This window comes from Mycobacterium sp. ELW1 (assembly GCF_008329905.1).
Taxonomy (GTDB): domain Bacteria; phylum Actinomycetota; class Actinomycetes; order Mycobacteriales; family Mycobacteriaceae; genus Mycobacterium.
This window is the reverse complement of the sequence record NZ_CP032155.1, coordinates 2,818,528-2,834,842: the sequence shown is the minus strand read 5'-3', so window position 1 is coordinate 2,834,842 and position 16,315 is coordinate 2,818,528. Positions and strand designations below refer to the sequence as shown.

The 16,315-nt window shown below is 65.9% G+C and carries 16 protein-coding genes; 10 read left to right on the top strand and 6 right to left on the bottom strand.

Translation table 11 applies throughout. The annotated features are described in order from the left end of the window. Positions 1–23: 23 nt before the first annotated feature. Complete coding sequence (locus tag D3H54_RS13210; RefSeq protein WP_149379419.1) at positions 24–587, top strand: NlpC/P60 family protein; 564 nt, start codon at positions 24–26, stop codon at positions 585–587. Between the two features lie 51 nt (positions 588–638). Here D3H54_RS13210 and D3H54_RS13205 read toward each other — a convergent pair whose 3' ends face one another. The 3 genes from D3H54_RS13205 to D3H54_RS13195 are packed head-to-tail and all read right to left on the bottom strand — an operon-like array spanning position 639 to position 3,538. Beyond that, complete coding sequence (locus D3H54_RS13205; protein WP_210419691.1) at positions 639–2,087, bottom strand: APC family permease; 1,449 nt, start codon at positions 2,085–2,087, stop codon at positions 639–641. After that, entirely contained in the window at positions 2,088–2,285 is a 198-nt protein-coding gene (locus D3H54_RS13200) for a ferredoxin (protein ID WP_149379418.1), read from the bottom strand. Between the two features lie 53 nt (positions 2,286–2,338). Further along, positions 2,339–3,538, bottom strand: coding sequence for an MCE family protein (locus D3H54_RS13195; RefSeq protein ID WP_149383512.1), 1,200 nt, complete (start codon positions 3,536–3,538; stop codon positions 2,339–2,341). Between the two features lie 449 nt (positions 3,539–3,987). Between D3H54_RS13195 and aceA the strand changes: the two genes are divergently transcribed. Next, on the top strand, positions 3,988–6,291 hold the full coding sequence (gene aceA / locus D3H54_RS13190) for an isocitrate lyase ICL2 (RefSeq protein ID WP_149379417.1): 2,304 nt from the start codon (positions 3,988–3,990) through the stop codon (positions 6,289–6,291). 82 nt (positions 6,292–6,373) lie between these two features. Here aceA and D3H54_RS13185 read toward each other — a convergent pair whose 3' ends face one another. After that, on the bottom strand, positions 6,374–6,994 hold the full coding sequence (locus D3H54_RS13185) for a TetR/AcrR family transcriptional regulator (RefSeq protein WP_149379416.1): 621 nt from the start codon (positions 6,992–6,994) through the stop codon (positions 6,374–6,376). A 59-nt stretch (positions 6,995–7,053) separates the two neighbouring features. On the opposite strand from D3H54_RS13185, the gene D3H54_RS13180 reads away from it, so the two are divergent. The 6 genes from D3H54_RS13180 (at position 7,054) to D3H54_RS13155 (ending at position 12,714) form a co-directional block, all read left to right on the top strand. After that, positions 7,054–8,064, top strand: a complete 1,011-nt coding sequence (locus tag D3H54_RS13180) for an aromatic ring-hydroxylating dioxygenase subunit alpha (protein WP_149379415.1) — start codon at positions 7,054–7,056, stop codon at positions 8,062–8,064. After that, positions 8,051–9,136 (top strand): NAD(P)H-dependent amine dehydrogenase family protein, encoded by a 1,086-nt coding sequence (locus D3H54_RS13175; RefSeq protein WP_149379414.1) that lies wholly within the window; start codon positions 8,051–8,053, stop codon positions 9,134–9,136. The genes D3H54_RS13180 and D3H54_RS13175 overlap by 14 nt, the downstream gene beginning before the upstream one ends. Before the next feature lie 245 nt (positions 9,137–9,381). After that, positions 9,382–10,050 (top strand): VldE C-terminal domain-containing protein, encoded by a 669-nt coding sequence (locus D3H54_RS13170; RefSeq protein WP_149379413.1) that lies wholly within the window; start codon positions 9,382–9,384, stop codon positions 10,048–10,050. A gap of 16 nt (positions 10,051–10,066) precedes the next feature. Continuing rightward, a complete protein-coding gene (locus tag D3H54_RS13165) occupies positions 10,067–10,528 on the top strand; it encodes an Rv2253 family sensor-like surface protein (RefSeq protein WP_149379412.1) in 462 nt (153 codons plus the stop codon). A gap of 27 nt (positions 10,529–10,555) precedes the next feature. Continuing rightward, a complete protein-coding gene (locus tag D3H54_RS13160) occupies positions 10,556–11,971 on the top strand; it encodes an NCS2 family permease (RefSeq protein WP_149379411.1) in 1,416 nt (471 codons plus the stop codon). 53 nt (positions 11,972–12,024) lie between these two features. Further along, on the top strand, positions 12,025–12,714 hold the full coding sequence (locus tag D3H54_RS13155) for an esterase (protein ID WP_149379410.1): 690 nt from the start codon (positions 12,025–12,027) through the stop codon (positions 12,712–12,714). Here D3H54_RS13155 and D3H54_RS13150 read toward each other — a convergent pair. After that, a complete protein-coding gene (locus D3H54_RS13150; RefSeq protein ID WP_149379409.1) occupies positions 12,703–13,557 on the bottom strand; it encodes a class I SAM-dependent methyltransferase in 855 nt (284 codons plus the stop codon). The genes D3H54_RS13155 and D3H54_RS13150 overlap by 12 nt on opposite strands. A gap of 26 nt (positions 13,558–13,583) precedes the next feature. Beyond that, positions 13,584–13,772 (bottom strand): hypothetical protein, encoded by a 189-nt coding sequence (locus D3H54_RS13145; RefSeq protein ID WP_149379408.1) that lies wholly within the window; start codon positions 13,770–13,772, stop codon positions 13,584–13,586. Positions 13,773–13,915: 143 nt separating this feature from the next. Between D3H54_RS13145 and D3H54_RS13140 the strand changes: the two genes are divergently transcribed. Together D3H54_RS13140 and D3H54_RS13135 are read left to right on the top strand one after the other, a co-directional pair. Beyond that, on the top strand, positions 13,916–15,046 hold the full coding sequence (locus D3H54_RS13140; protein ID WP_168214854.1) for a phosphatase domain-containing protein: 1,131 nt from the start codon (positions 13,916–13,918) through the stop codon (positions 15,044–15,046). Between the two features lie 42 nt (positions 15,047–15,088). Continuing rightward, on the top strand, positions 15,089–16,315 hold the full coding sequence (locus D3H54_RS13135; protein ID WP_149379406.1) for a hypothetical protein: 1,227 nt from the start codon (positions 15,089–15,091) through the stop codon (positions 16,313–16,315).

The window sequence follows — 16,315 nt, the reverse complement described above, 5'->3', positions numbered from 1 at the left end:
AAATTGTTGTTAGTTTCGGCCGCATGTTTGCAATCGCGACGTTGATGACTCTGATCAGTCAGGTGTCAGGCACGCCGTACGTCCCCGGCGGGGACACACCGGCTGGCACCGACTGCTCGGGACTGGCCTCCTGGGTGTCCAATGTGGCCACTGGACGGCCTGCTTTCGGCAGCCGGTTCCACACCGGCAACGAGGAATCCGCCCTCCTCGCCCGCGGATTCCACTACGGAACGGCCCCCAATTCCCTGGTGATCGGCTGGAACGGCAGCCACACCGCAGTCACGCTGCCCGACGGCACCCCCGTTTCCAGTGGTGAGGGCGGCGGCGTGCGCGTCGGCGGCGGCGGCGCCTACCAGCCGCAGTTCACCCACCACATGTACCTGCCGATGCCCGCCGAGGACATGCAGGATCCGCTCGCGCCACCGGCGCCGGATGCTCCCCCGCCGGCTCCGGACGCACCGGTGTTCGTCGATGCGATCAACGCACCGCCACCGCCGGCCGAGGTTCCTCCGCCGGCCCCCGAGATCGTGCCGGTCAGCGCCGATATCGCCCCTCCTCCAGGGGATTCCGTTCCGCAACCCGCATAGAACGTCGACGAATACGCCGCACTGTCCACGCTGACAGTGCGGCGTATTTCATCAAAATCCTTGTTGGGCTATGAGTTTCGATCCTGCCTCACGGGCAGCGGCGGGCCGCGCAAGTACGCCCGCCACGACCAGCGCCAGGACCGCAAGAGCAAGGCACGGCCCCCACAGCGCGCTGCCGTGCGGCCACGGGATCACGTTGCGGTACAGGGTGTATCCCAGAAGGGCCAGGCCGAGCAACGGCAGGATCACCTCCCACCTGCGAATCTGATTGTCACGCGCGAGGAACAACAGCCGGATGGCTCCCAGTGTGGCCAGCCCGTATGCCACCAGCAAGATGAGCGTGCCCGCTGTGGCCGCGATGGTGAACACGTCGAACGGACGCGCCCGCAAGACAACCCAGCCGATGGCCTGGATCGCGAACACCGCTGCCACCGCCGTCGCCGCCGCCACCTGCGGGACGTTGCGGCGGGGATGCACCGCCGCCAGCACGGCCGGTCCGATGCCGTCTCTGCTCAGCGCGAACAGCAGCCGACTCGCACCCACCACGCTGGCCAGGCAGCAGGCCGCCGCGCTGAACGTCGCGCCGACGACGATCACGTAGGACAGCCACGAGGCGACGTACTGCTGGGCAAGATCACCCATCAGAGCGTCGGATCTGCCGAATGCCGTTACCCCGGCAGCATCCGTGCCGAATGCCATCATCTCGATCGCCGTGATGGCCACGAAGAACACCCCGCCGAACAGTGCGGTACCGAGGATGGCCCGGGGAATGTTGCGCCGCGGCGCCTCGGTCTCCTCACCGAGCGTCGCCGCTGCCTCGAAGCCGGCGAAAGACAGGAAACCGAAGACGATTCCGAGGAACACCGTCGACACCGAGGTACCGGGGGCCACGGTGAACACCGACAGGTCCAGGTGCTGACCGCCAGGAGTGCGTCCGGCGATCACCTTGCCGAGCGTGATCGCGGCCACCACCAGGATGAGCATGACCGTCAGTCCTTCGGTAACCAGGAGGACTGTGGCTCCGCCTTTGATCTCGCGGGCCGCGAGCCACCACACCGCGGCGAGCACCAGCCACGCGAACACGAACGCCAGCCAATCCGGTAACTCTTTGGGAGCGGCCACTTTTCGAACCAGATCGGTGAGAAAGATGCCCGCCGCGGTCGCGGTCACCGCACCGAAGAACACGTAGGTCCCCGCATTCAGCCAACCGGCCACACTGCCCGCCCGGGGTCCGAGCGTGACGCCGACGAAGGCGTACACACTGCCGGCGTGGCTGAACCGTTGCGCGAGCCGGACGAACGTGTGGGCGATCAGCAGCACGCCGACGGTCGCCAACAGGAATGCCAGTGGAACGGCACGACCGACGGCGGTGGCTGTTGCCTGCGGATTGATGTTGACGGCCATCGACGGCGCCATGAGAGCAACCGACACACCCACCGCCGACCAGACGTTGAGGGTCCGGCGCAGCGTGGGTTCGCCGGACACCTCCTGCCCGGCCAATCAGTCACCCTCGTCGAGGACCAGCGCCTCCTCCGGACAGGCCGCGACCCCATCTCGGGTGCGCTGTTCGTCTCCGGGGGCGACGTCACGGTCCTCGAGTGTCGAGTAGCCCATGTCATCGACCGGGAACAGTTCGGGATCAACGGAATAGCACAGGGCATGGCCCACGCACCGTGAGCTCTCCAGACGGACCCGCATCGGCTCAGGTTAACCTCGGGCCCCGAGCGCACGCGCCGATTCCGCTAAGCGCCTCAGGGATTGATGGTGTTCTCGCCGACCTGCCGCCCCCACACGTACTCGGTGAGCAAAGGCTGGCCGAGTTCGAAGTGGTTGTACGGCGCGATCGAGGCGCCGTCATCCATCACCAGGTAGGGAGCCGGCCAGAAATTGCGGTCGATCGTCTGCCAGCACCCGGGCGCTCCGCCCGGACCACCCCTACCGTTGGTCCTGGGCAGGTTGTCCGGGTACACGTAGGGATTCGGCGCGCCGAGGATCTCGGTCATCGTGCTGAGTGAATATCCGTTGCCGCCGAAGGCATCCAGTGCACTGGGCGCCGCTTGTGCGATGTTGCGAATGCCGCAGAACAGTTCCGGGCTGTAGGTGTCGAGAAGCTGGGTGGTGGGCACCAGATCCGCCATCCCGCGAATGAAGTACGGCTTGCTGCGCTCGAAGACATCGGCGCCGGTATTGCCGAACCCCATGGAGGCGAGCAGCGCCGCATCGATGTCGTGCTGCTGGCCGTTGAGCGAGTTCGCGGTCACCACCGCGTGGTCGAGCGCATTCCACAGGTCGGGGCTGGCCTTGGTGTAGACGTCGGCCAGATCGCCCAGTCGCTGGATGTCGCGGCGGATCTGCGGCATCTGCGGGTTGATGTCGTCGAGCACCGAGTTCCCGTTGACGATCGACTGGCCGAACTTGGTGCCCAGCCCGTTCAGCGCTTCCGCCGCCGCGGACAGGGTCAGATTCAGCTTGACCGGATCCACCTTCTCGGAGATCGACGTGACCGTCTCGAAAAGAGTGTTGAACTCCGTGGTGACGGTGGAGGCGTTGATGACGTCAGACGTCGTCAGACGGGCCGACACCGGGTTCTTCGGTGTCGACAGCGCGACGTATTTGTTGCCGAAGACCGTGGTGGCCTTGATGTCGGCGTGCACGTTGGCGGGGATGTAGGCCAAATAGCGAGGCTCGACGTCGAGCCTCAGCCGCGCAATGTTCTTTCCATCGCGCTCACCGGAGCTGACATTGATGACCCGGCCGATCACCACTCCGTTGAAGGTGACCTTCGAACCCGTGTCCATCACCAGGCCGCCGCGATCGGAGACCATCGTCAACGTCGCCCGCGGTGACAGGTCGCCGCGAAACTGCAGGTAAACCAACGACAGGACCAGGACGATCACGGCAAGAAATATCAAGCCGGCGGCCTTCAACGGCGGACGGTCGCGCCAGTTCACTTCCAGCCCCTCCTCAACCCCGACCCAAGCGAACGAGCGCACCTCCCGGCCGTGGCCAGTGATGTGGACCACAGGAATGTACCTGATTTCAGAGTCGAGTGGTCGCCATTCGCGCAATTAGCCATATCGTTAATTCAGCAATTCTCGTTGCATCGTCGTCAATATAGGCCGAGCGAATTCACGCGGTGAAATACGCAGGTGCCCAGGCAATTCCGTGCCCAGTAATGTGCGCCACCAATGCCGCCGATAGGGGTGGGAATTTGCCTTTGCAATATTTGCTCTGCACGTGCAGCGCCGACCATGGGCGGGTGACGGACGCCGACCGGATGCTGACGGTATCCAGAACTGGCCCCAAAGCCGCTCCGGTTAGCGGTGGAGTCGGGATAATCGACTGTGCCGCCCGGGGGTGTCGCCGGCGCGGGAACAGCTCAGCGAGGAGCGTGAGACCTATGTCCATCGTCGAAGCGGACGCAGCGACCCAGTCGCCCCATCAGCGCGCGGTCAGCGAGACCCAGCAATACATCGACAGTCCGCGATTCGAGGGGATCACCCGCCTCTACACCGCCGCCCAGGTCGTCGAGCAGCGCGGCACGATCCCCGTCGACTACACCGTCGCCCGCGAGGCGTCGGCCGCCTTCTACAAGAGGCTGCGAGAACTCTTCGCAGCCAAGAAGAGCATCACCACCTTCGGGCCGTACTCGCCGGGCCAGGCGGTGACCATGAAGCGGATGGGCATCGAGGGCATCTACCTCGGGGGCTGGGCCACCTCGGCCAAGGGCTCGACCACCGAGGACCCGGGCCCCGACCTGGCGAGCTACCCGCTGAGCCAGGTGCCCGAGGAGGCGGCAGGCCTGGTGCGCGCGCTGCTGACCGCCGACCGCAACCAGCAGTACCTGCGCCTGCAGATGACTCCCGAGCAGCGCGCGGCCACGCCGGCCGTCGACTACCGTCCGTTCATCATCGCCGACGCCGACACGGGCCACGGTGGAGACCCGCACGTGCGCAACCTGATTCGTCGATTTGTTGAGGCCGGCGTCGCGGGCTATCACATCGAGGACCAGCGCCCCGGCACCAAGAAGTGCGGCCATCAGGGCGGCAAGGTGCTGGTGCCGTCGGACGAGCAGCTCAAGCGACTCAACACCGCCCGCTTCCAGCTCGACATCATGGGTGTGCCGGGCATCATCGTCGCCCGCACCGATGCCGAGGCGGCCAACCTCATCGACAGCCGCGGTGATGAGCGAGACCAGCCGTTCCTGCTCGGCGCGACCAATCTCAAGGTGCCGCCGTACAAGTCGTGCTTCCTGGCCATGGTGCGCCGGTTCTACGAGTCGGGTGTCACCGAGCTCAACGGTCATCTGCTCTATGCGCTACCCGAAGGTGAATATGCGGTGGCCGACGCCTGGCTGCAGCGGCAGGGCATCTCCGACCTCATCACCGAACAAGCCAGCGCATGGCGCGACGGTAAAGAACATTCGCTGGACGCATTGTTCGACAAGGTCGAGTCGAAATTCGTCGACGCCTGGCAGGACGACGCCTCGCTGGACACCTATGGCGACGCGGTGGCCGAACTCCTCGCATTCCGGGAGAGCGAAGGCGAGCCGCACGAGATGAGCGCCGCGGACTGGCGCGAGTTCGCCAAGACCGCATCGCTGCACGCGGCCCGGGAGAAGGCGCGTGAACTCGGCGTCGACGCGGCATGGGATCCCGAGCGGGCCAAGACCCCCGAGGGCTACTACCAGGTGCGCGGTGGCATTCCGTATGCGATCGCGAAATCCCTTGCGGCAGCGCCGTTTGCCGACCTGCTGTGGATGGAGACCAAGACTGCCGATCTGGCCGACGCCCGCGAGTTCGCCGAAGCCATCCATGCGGTGTACCCGGACAAGATGCTGGCCTACAACCTCTCCCCCTCGTTCAACTGGGACACCACCGGGATGACCGACGAGGAGATGCGGGCCTTCCCCGAGGAACTCGGGAAGATGGGCTTCGTCTTCAACTTCATGACCTACGGCGGCCACCAGATCGACGGTGTCGCTGCCGAGGAGTTCGCCACCGCCCTGCGCCAGGACGGCATGCTGGCGCTGGCGCGCCTGCAGCGGAAGATGAGACTGGTCGAATCGCCCTACCGCACACCGCAAACGCTGGTCGGCGGTCCGCGCAGCGATGCCGCGCTGGCGGCGTCCTCGGGCCGCACCGCTACCACCAAGTCGATGGGTAAGGGTTCCACCCAGCATCAGCATCTGGTGCAGACCGAAGTGCCCAAGAAGCTGCTCGAAGACTGGTTGGCACTGTGGAGCGAGCACTACGAGCTCGGCGAGAAGCTGCGGGTGAGCTTGCGGCCGCGGCGAGCGGGCGGCGAGGTCCTGGAGCTCGGCATCTGGGGTGAGCGGGAGCAGGGCGGCGAGCAGGAGCTGCTGGCCAATGTGCTGGTGGACCCGATCAAGGACCGGCACGGCCGGAGCATTCTGACGGTGCGCGATCAGAACACCTACGCCGAGAAGCTGCGCCAGAAGCGCCTGATGACGTTGATCCACCTGTGGATGGTGCACCGGTTCAAGGCGGACGCCGTCTACTACGTGACGCCGACCGAGGACAACATCTATCAGGCCGACAAGATGAAGGCGCACGGCATTTTCAGCGATGTCCACAAGGACGTCGGCGAGATCATCGTCGCCGATGTCAATCAGGAGCGCATTGCCGAGCTGCTGGAGCCGGACCGTGCGGCACTGAAACGGCTTATCGCCAAGGAGGATTGAGCGCGCCTCTTCCTCCGCGAAACCGACGTTTCGCGGAGGAAGTGCGAGTAGATCGCTGCATTTCGTCGATCTCGGCGCGGAACTAGGCGGACCCGAGATAGGCGACGATCGCGTTGGTGAGCCCGCGACGGGCCGCGTCGAGATCGCCGTAGCTGCCGAGTTGCTTCTCGGAGGCGATCCCGCGCATCGCGCCGGGAATCAGCCAGGCCATCTCCCGGATGCGCTGCGGATCGACGTGCAGGTCCGCGAATGCCTTCTGGCAGGTCTCCTGCCAGCCCTGACCCCAGGAGAACAGTTCGGCAGCGGTCTGCGGATACTGCTGCTCGAGGTCGGCATGCTCCCGCGGCAGCGCGGCCCGCAGGTTTTCGATCGCGCGCGAGTCGCGGTTCGTCAACCCGTCATAGAGCGTGTCGATGATGCCGGCCACCCGCTCACGCAGGCTCGCAGAGGTGTCCGGCGGGGTGAAGATGTTGGCTCGCCGCTCGGCGGTGTAGCGCAATACCGCCGCCCAAAAGCCGTCGGTATCCCCGAATTGATATTGCACTGTGCCCCAGGTGGCGCCGGCGTCCTTCGCGATCCGGTTGGCCGACACCGCGCCGGGCTGACCGGACGCCAGCGCGGTCAGCGCGGCTTCGAGCAGACTCTCGCGCGTGGCCGAACCCCGCCGGTTCGGCCGACGTCGCGCACTGTCCGCTTCGGCCACACCGAGAGCCTAACCCAGATTCATTGACACTTCTATGATCTCTTTCTAGACTCGCCAGCGTGGCGAAACCGTCCCTGTCGATGAAGCCCACCGGCTGGTTCCAGGTGGCGTGGTCCGACGAGATCGCGGTCGGCGACGTCCACCGCATGAAGTACTTCGACACCGACCTGGTCGCCTGGCGCGCGCAGTCCGGTGCACTGACCGTGATGGATGCCTATTGCGAACATCTCGGCGCCCACCTCGGATACGGCGGCCAGGTGGTCGGCGAGGTGATCCAGTGCCCCTTCCACGGCTGGCAATGGAACCACGAGGGGCGCAACGTCTGTATTCCCTACCAGGACAGGCCAAATCGCGGCCGCCGGATCCCCACCTATCCGGTCGTCGAGCGAAATTCGTCGGTGTACATCTGGCACGACGTGGAAGGTCGGGAACCGTACTTCGAGGCACCGGACATCTTCGCCGACTTCGGCGACGACAGGACCGCCGCCGACTATTACCCGCAGGCCCGGCTGTACCGCCCGCAGCTTGAACTGCACCCGCAGTACGTGCTCGAAAACGGCGTGGATTTCGCACATTTCAAGTTCGTGCACCAGACGCCCATCGTCCCGCTGTTCACCCGCCACGACTTCGACGAGCCGGTGTCCTACGTGGATTTCACCATCACCTTCGAAGGCGACGAGGGCCAGATCATCGACGACATCAACAGCGGCGTCGAGGCCATCAACGGCGGACTCGGCGTCGCCGTCACCAAGAGCTGGGGCATGGTGGACAACCGCACGATCTCCGCGGTCACCCCGGTCGACGAGTTCACCTCCGACGTCCGGTTCATGGTCTACATCGGCCGCAAGCCCGGCGATGACAGCCCCAGAGCCGAAGCCAAGGCGCAAGCCTTCGCCCAGGACGTGATCGACCAGTTCGCCGCCGACATCCAGATTTGGCAGCACCAGCGCTACACCCACCGGCCCGCGCTCGCGACCACCGAATTCGACGGCTTCACCGCAATTCGCAAGTGGGCCAACCAGTTCTATGTATCCGACCCTCAAGGAGATCCCGCGAATGTCAGCCAGTAACCCGATCCGGGTGTTCCAGGTGGCGACCGGAAACGTCGGCACCGAGATGATCAAGCGCATCGGTGCGCACCGCGGGCTGGAGCTGGTCGGCCTGCACTGCTACTCCCCGGAGAAGATCGGCCGCGACGCCGGCGAGATCGCCGGAATCGCGCCGATCGGTGTCACCGCAACAGGATCCGTCGACGAGATCATCGCCGCCAAACCCGATGTGCTGACCTTCCACGGGGTGTTCCCCGATGAGGACCTCTACGTCAAGGTGCTCGAGGCGGGCATCAACATCGTCACGACCGCGGACTGGATCACCGGTTGGCATCGCGACACCAACCATCCGCACCACTCCGGCAAGAAGGTGTCGCAGCTTCTGCAAGAGGCATGTGAGAAGGGCGGCTCCAGCTTCTACGGCACCGGCATGAATCCCGGCGTCAACCAGATCCTGGGTGTGGTCTGTTCATCCGACGTCGCCGAGATCGAGAACGTCACCACCATCGAATCCGTCGACGTCTCGTGCCACCACTCGGCCGACACCTGGAAAGAGGTCGGCTACGGCCTGCCTGTCGACGACCCGGCGCTGCCCGGCATGCTCGAGAAGTACACCCGCGTCTTCGCCGACAGCGTGCTGATGATGGCCGACTGCTTCGACCTCGAACTCGACGAGGTGAAGTTCACCTACGAACTGGGCGCCTGCACCAAGGACGTCGACCTCGGCTGGTACCAGCTGCCCAAGGGCTCACTCGGCGGCAATTACCTCAAGTACCAGGGCATGGTGGACGGTGTACCGCGGGTCGAGACGCACCTCGAGTGGCAGATGACGCCGCACACCGATCCGAGCTGGGACATCAAGGGGTGCTACATCACCCAGATCGCCGGCGACCCGTACGTCTACAACAAGCACATGATCTTCCCGAAGCCCGGCGTCGACCTGTCCAACGTGGAGTCGTTCGCGTCCATCGGCATGACCGTCACGGGGTTGCCGGCGCTCAACGCCATTCCCGCGGTGGTGGCCGCCGCACCGGGATTGATCACGAGCGCGGACCTGCCGCTGCGCGGATTCGCGGGCCGATTCAAGAAGTGAACGCCGCCATCTGACGGCCACTGAGCGAACTGTAATCACGATAGTATCGGTCCGGATTCGGTTCGGTGAACAGAAGATGAACAGGCACGTCAAGGCTTATTTTTGCGTCGATTCGGCGCGTTCCATGCCGATCGCGACCCCGGCTCGATAGCAACATTCCGGCGCCTCACCGCGGACCTGGACACCAGTCCAGAAGATAGCGAACGGTGTATGTGCGCCGGAACTGTCCAGGTAGAGTGCCGTTCGTGGGAAAGCACCGGTTAGCCAGGCCCCGGCGCCGATGGTCTGTCGCCGTGGTCGCGCTGGCCGCTCTCCCGTTGGCCGCCGTGCTGTCCGGCAGCACCGGTGCCGGCCCCGCCAGGATGACCTCAGGCACCGTCGAATGCTGTGCCGAATTGGTCGCCGCGGCCCCGATGGATCTGACCGCCGCACCCATCGGTGCGCACTACGTCGTCATGACCCAGGCCGAGTTGGTGGCCAGCAGAAGTGCGGTCAACCGCACCCCCCTGCACGCGCTACCCGCGGGCGTCGGCATCGAACAGGGCCTGCAGCTCAAAACGGTTCTGGCCGAACGCCTCATCAGTGCCTACTTCCCGGAGATCCACAACATCGGCGGCGTCCGGGCCGACTCGTTGAAGTGGCATCCGATGGGATTGGCCATCGACGTGATGATCCCGAATTGGCAGACGCCCGAAGGCAAGGAGCTCGGCGACCGGATCGCGGCGTTCGCCCTGGCCAACGCCGACCGGCTGTCGCTGAATCACGTGATCTGGCGCCGCATCATGTACGACCATGGCGGCAAACCGTCCCTCATGCCGAATCTCGGCGGGAACGACGCCAACCACTACACTCACGTTCACATCGCCACGAACGGTGGCGGCTATCCCACCGGTGGCGAGAGTTATTTTGGCTAGCTTCAAAGTTTTTGGTGTGGCGTCGGGTGCCGCTGTTCTGCTGATCGCCGCACCTGTGGCGCACGCCGACGAGGCGTTCTGGGGTGGTTGGTACAAGATCACCTTCCACACCGATCAGAAGTCGGGCACCTCGAAAGCGGCGACACAACCCGAAGCGCCCTACACCGCGTCGTTCAAGATCACCACGGACTGCTCGGCCGACATCTGCACCGCCTCGGTTCTCGACGGCCCGACGCCCAAGGACAACGCCGCGCAATCGACCAGCTTCGTGTGGACAGGCTCGCAATGGTCGCGGTCGAACAGCTGGCGATGGGACTGCGCGCTGCCGGACGGCACGATCACCTACGACCCGGCGCATTCGGTGACGACCTACACCCCGCAACCCGACGGATCGCTGGCGGGCACATTCGAGACCACCATCGAAAGCGGCGCCTGCCAAGGCACAGTCACCATCCCGATGACCGCTGCACCGGCCTGACATACGTCGTCGCTTAGGGTGCGAAGCGTGAATCGTCTCGACCGCTTCTTCGAGATCACCGCCCGCGGGTCGTCGATCGGCGCCGAGGTTCGCGGCGGCCTGGTCACGTTCATCGCGATGGCCTACATCGTCGTGCTGAACCCGATCATCCTGTCCGGGGCCGCTGACGTGACCGGCCACAAACTCGGCTTCGCCCAGGTGTCGGCCACCACGTCGCTGGCCGCCGGGGTGATGACCATCCTGTTCGGCGTGGTCGCCCGGCTTCCGTTCGCGTTCGCCGCCGGGCTGGGCATCAACTCATTCCTGGCCACGACCGTGGTCGGCACGATCACCTGGCCCGAAGCGATGGGCCTGGTGGTCATCAACGGCCTCATCATCGTCGCGCTGGCCGTCACCGGCCTGCGCCGGCTCGTCTTCGACGCCGTGCCCATGCAACTCAAACTGGCGATCACCGCCGGCATCGGCCTGTTCATCATGTTCATCGGCCTGGTCGACGCCGGCTTCATCTCATCAACCGGATTGCCCTCTCCCCCGGTCGGATTGGGCTCCGGCGGCTACGGGTCGATCAGCACGGTGCCCACCGTGGTGTTCGTGTTCACCCTGCTGCTCACCGGCATCCTGGTGGTGCGCAAGGTCCGGGGCGGCATCCTGTTGGGGCTGGTGGCCGGCACCGTCGTCGCGGTCATCATCGAAGCGATCTGGCATCTCGGGCCGGCGACCAAGAATCCCGGCGGTTGGACCCTGTCGGTGCCGACCCTGTCGGGATCGCCGTTCGCGCTCCCCGATCTTTCTCTGGTGGGCGCATTCAGTTTCGACAGTTTCGGGCGGATCGGCGTCCTGGCCGCGGCGATGCTCGTGTTCACCTTGGTGTTCGCGAACTTCTTCGACGCGATGGGCACGTTCACCGGGCTGTCCCGCGAGGCGGGTCTGGCCGACGAGCGCGGGAACTTCCCCCGACTGCGCTCGGCGCTCGTGGTGGAAGGCGCCGGCGCAGTGGTCGGCGGCGCGACGTCGGCCTCGTCGAACACTGTCTTCATCGAGTCCGGTGCCGGTATCGAGGAGGGCGCCAAGACCGGGTTGGCCAACCTCGTCACCGGCGCACTGTTCCTCGCCGCGATGTTCGTCGGGCCGCTGGCGCAGATCGTGCCGACCGAAGTCGCCGCGGCCGCGCTGGTGATCGTCGGGACGATGATGTTCTCCCAACTGCGCCACGTCGACGTCTCGGAATTCTCGGTCGCCCTGCCGGTCGTCCTCACGGTCGCGGTGATGCCGTTCAGCTATTCGATCGCCAACGGCATCGGCGTCGGGTTCGTGACCTGGGTGGTGGTGCGCTCCGCTGCCGGCAAGGCCCGCGAGATCAGCCCGCTGCTGTGGATCGTCGCGGCCGGATTCGTGCTGTACTTCGCCCGCAGCGGGATCGAGTCACTGCTCGGCGTGTCCTAGCCAAGGACGCAGTGTTTACAGTGAAGAGCTCGACACGGCGGAGGGACCCGGACATGCGCAGGGTGACATTGACGACGCTGATCACCGCCGCCGCGATCGTGGGCGCCCCCGGCGTCGCTGCGGCCGCGCCCACGAACTACTGCGCCGATCTCAAGGGCGTCGACAACGGGCAGACATGCGACATCCAGCAATCCGATCCGGCCTACCAGGTCAAGATCAGCTTCCCCAGCCGCTACCCGGACCTCAAGTCCGTCGCTGACTACATCAGCCAGACCCGCGACGGCTTCCTCAACGTGGCCAAGGCGTCCAATCCGGGCGACGTGCCCTTCGAGCTCGACATCACCGCGACCTCGTACACCTCGACGGTCCCGCCGCGGAGTAGCGAGTCCCTGGTCCTGCAGAACTACGAGAACATCGGCGGCGCACACCCCGACACATCGTTCAGAACATTCAACTGGGACCAGACCTCCCGCACGCCGATCACCTACGACACGCTGTGGCGGGCGGACGCCGACCCACTGAAGGTGGTGTACCCGATCGTCGTCGCCGAATTGCAGAAGCAGGCCGGCCAGCCGATCTCGGTCGATCCGGTCACGGGCATGGACCCAGCGAGTTACCGGGACTTCGCGATCACCAACGACGGCGTGATCTTCTTCTTCAGCCAGGGCCAACTGCTGCCCGAGGCGGCGGGTGCCACCCAGGTGCTGGTTCCGCGCTCGGCGATCGGACCGCTACTGGCCTGAGCGCGCCGGCGGGGTGACACACACCGCCGCGCTCCACATCCTGTCGCCCGGGTTACGCGGATCGGGTTGCGGCAAGCGGGCCGCGAGCCGAAGGAGCAGCGGCAACCGCCGGAACCGCCGGGCCGCCGTCAACAGTGATTCGGCGGAAGCGACCGACCAGCCGAGGTTTTCGAAGAATGCCAGCCCGGTGGGCGGGCCGAACTTGATCGGCGCGTTGCGCATCATTCCGTCGGTCTTGTCGTTCATCGTCGTCTTGATCCCGCCGGATCCGAAATCGAATGTCCACCAAGCAATCTCGGGGCGTTGAAATGCCGCGGACAACCCGATGACGTCGGCTTCGTCCAGATACATCAGCAGACCTTCGGTGAGCACGAAGGCCTTCGTCGCCCCGGCGAGAGCCTCGTCGAGGAAGGCGTCCCGCGCGCGCGGATCTGCCAGGTCGACGGCGTGGCGTGACAGCCGGCAGCGCGGAGTCTGATCTGCCAGCAGCTGCTCCTTCTCAGCGACCAGGGCAGGCAGGTCGGCTTCGACCCATTCCAGCTCGGCCGGCAGGTCCAGCCGGTATGGCCGCGTGTCGAGACCGGCCGCCAGGTTCAGCACCCGGTCGCACCCGTCGCTGATGGCCTGCGCAATGAGGTCGTCGATGATCTTGGTGCGGGCGACCAGCCACCAGCCATCGCGAATGCTCCGCGGCGCGGCGGCGATGATGGCGTGACCCTGTTGCCCCGCAAGCCGTTCCGCCAGCGGATCGCGAAACAGAGCGTCCGGCCGCGCCGATTCCTTCGCCCGATGCGCGGTCACCCAACGGGCCGTGTCGGAGACATTCGAGACGAGCGAGTCCATGCGCGACAGTGTCCCAGACCGCCGGCTCAGAACACCGGCAGGTGCGCGGCCGCCATCATCGGCAGACGGCCGGCGCTCATGCCGCGCCCTTCCACCATGGCGGGCACGCGACCGGTCCACGTCGCGCCGTAGTAGGGATCGATCGGGGTCAGCGCATCCGCGCCGCCGAGGCTGTTACCCACCCGCTCCAGCCAACGCGTGATTCGAGCCTTCATGGCTGACCTCCCTGTTCGGTGTTGACGTCCTTGCCAGTCACTCTGCTGGTTTGCGAGCGTCGACGGCATCGGTCGGTCGGCGGATGCCGAGGATGAATCCGGTGTCCACCAATCGGGGGACCTCTGGCTGCCATGCTGTTCTCATGCCTCGTCTGCCCCGCCGGATCACCTCGGATCTGACCGCCGTCGTCGCCGGACTGGAGGGCAAGCTCACCGAGCGACGTCGTGACCTCAAGGTGCAGTTGGGCGCCTTCCGCGGTGTTCATGTGGTGGTCTACCGCGGGTACGTCGCCGACGACGTCGCCAAGGTCCGGGTCCGGGTGATGGAGACACCGGAGTTGCCCGGCGACAGCCGGATCCCGTACTGGGACGTGGCGCAGAGCAATGTGCGACGGCACGCGACGTTGTCCATCGTCGGTACCGAGGTCGAGCTGCGCATCGGCGCGCACCGGGCCACCGAGGTCACCGACAGCCACGGCTTCGCCAACTTCTCGCTGCCGGTGCCCAAGCTGCGGGTCGGCTGGCACACGGCGGAGGCGGTCGCCGCGGGGATCAGTGACGAGGAACCGGCCGTCGGCACCGGCTGGGTGATGAAACCGTCGCTGGCCGCGCCGTATCTGGTGATCTCCGACATCGACGACACCATTCTTCTCACCGGCCTGACCGAGGGTGTGGCGATGGTCGCCAGGACCTTGCTGCACGCTGTGGAGCAGCGCAGCGCGATCCCCGGCATGGCAGCGTTCTACCGCGGTCTGGCCCGCGGAGTCGAGAGCCGCACCGGGAGCCGTCGAGCGGAACCCACGTTCTTCTACGTCTCGACGGGCAGCTGGTCGTTCTATTCGATGCTGGAACAGTTCGTCGAACTGCGCGCCTTTCCGCCAGGCCCGATGTTTCTCACCGACTGGGGTCCGACCGAGCGCTACCTGCGCCGAAGCGGTGCCGAGCACAAACGAGCCGCCGTTCGCCGGCTGTTCGAGGCCTATCCGCGGATGCGTTTCGTCGTGATCGGCGACAGCGGTCAGCGCGACCCACTGATCTACGAGGAGGTGGCGCGCGAATTTCCCGGACGGGTGCTCGCGGCCATCATCCGGCAGGTCGGCGCCGACGACGATGAGCGCAACGCGTCGTTGCGCGAGCATGCGCAGACGCTGCGCGACGAGGGCATTCCGATGCATCTGGTGGCAGACGCCGGGCAGGCCGCCGAACTGGCCCGCAGTCTGCGTCTCTGCGACGAGGACACGGTGGCCGAGGCGCGCGCTGAGCTGAACGGTTAAAACACCGACACCAATATTTGCTGAACTGCTAGTCTCTGCAGCGTGCAGGTATCCGGGTATTTCGCAGGCGGTGTGCTCGCGCTCGGGATCGGCGCTGGGCTCTTCCTCGGGCACGGGGTGGCCTCGGCCGCTCCCGACGCCGGGTCCTCGGTAGAGAAGTCCGTGACAAAGCCCGCCGCCAAGTCGGCGCGGCAGGCCGGCCGCCCCGCCGCGGCCCGCAGTGAACATCGCCGCCCAGCCACACGACAGGCAGCACACCCGGCTCCGCGATCAATCGAAAAGACAGCCGCGACAACGACCGTCACGTCCGACGTATCGGTGACACTGCCGCCGATGCCAGTCGTCAGCGGCGCGTCATTCACGGTGTCCGCCGACTTCATGAAGCCGTTCGCCACGAATTTCGTTGCTGCCGGTGGCGATCCGGCCGACAGCGCACGGTTCTTCTTCGGCGATCTGGCCGTCAAGAGTCTGGATGCGCTCGCTGAGGACAACATCTCGGCACCACAGGTGCGGTCGCTGATGGGCAACCTGGCGGCATCGGGCTACTTCGGCGGAATCTGGCTACGCGACAACCTGCACGCCACCCCCACCAGCACCCCGGCGATCACAGTGCCCACGGGGGTGTTCCCCGGAGTCGACCTGTCCCCGTCGGCGATCGGCATCCGGTTGTTCGACGCCGTGTCGGCCGGGTTGACGGGCGCGGCGGCAAATGCGCCGGATTGGGTCGTCTCGGCGGTCGCACACGTCTCGGTGCCGGTGCTGCTGGCGCTGTACGGGTACAACCGCGGCTATCTGCAGGTGGTGCTGGAGCACCCGCCGGCGGGCGTGCCCTCGATGCAGGACACGTTGACGTGCAGCGGCTTCCTGGCGTGCAACTCGACGGCGTTCCCGCTGGAGCTCGCCACGCGTTACGACAGCGCACTGGGCAAGCTCGACGCCCCGGCCACGCCTGGCTGGTCGGAGGTGTCGATGTGGACCACCGCGCTCCAGGGTGCAACCAGCGCGGGGCGGTTCGTGTGGGAAGGGTTGGCCCAGGCCGGCTTCTCCCCCGCCTCGTATACGGCACTGGTGCAGTTGAGTTCGGCCTACCTGATGGTCAGCAAGGCGGCGGTGTTGTCCAGCATGACCGCCTATGCCGACGGCGATGCGGCCATCGGCCGCAGCTCACTGCGGCTGCAGGCGGGACTGTGGATGTGGTCCGGCGCCTACTTCGCCGGCCTGGCCTCGAGTGCCGCACCCGGCACCATCCCGAAAGTTGTTGTCGCCTAG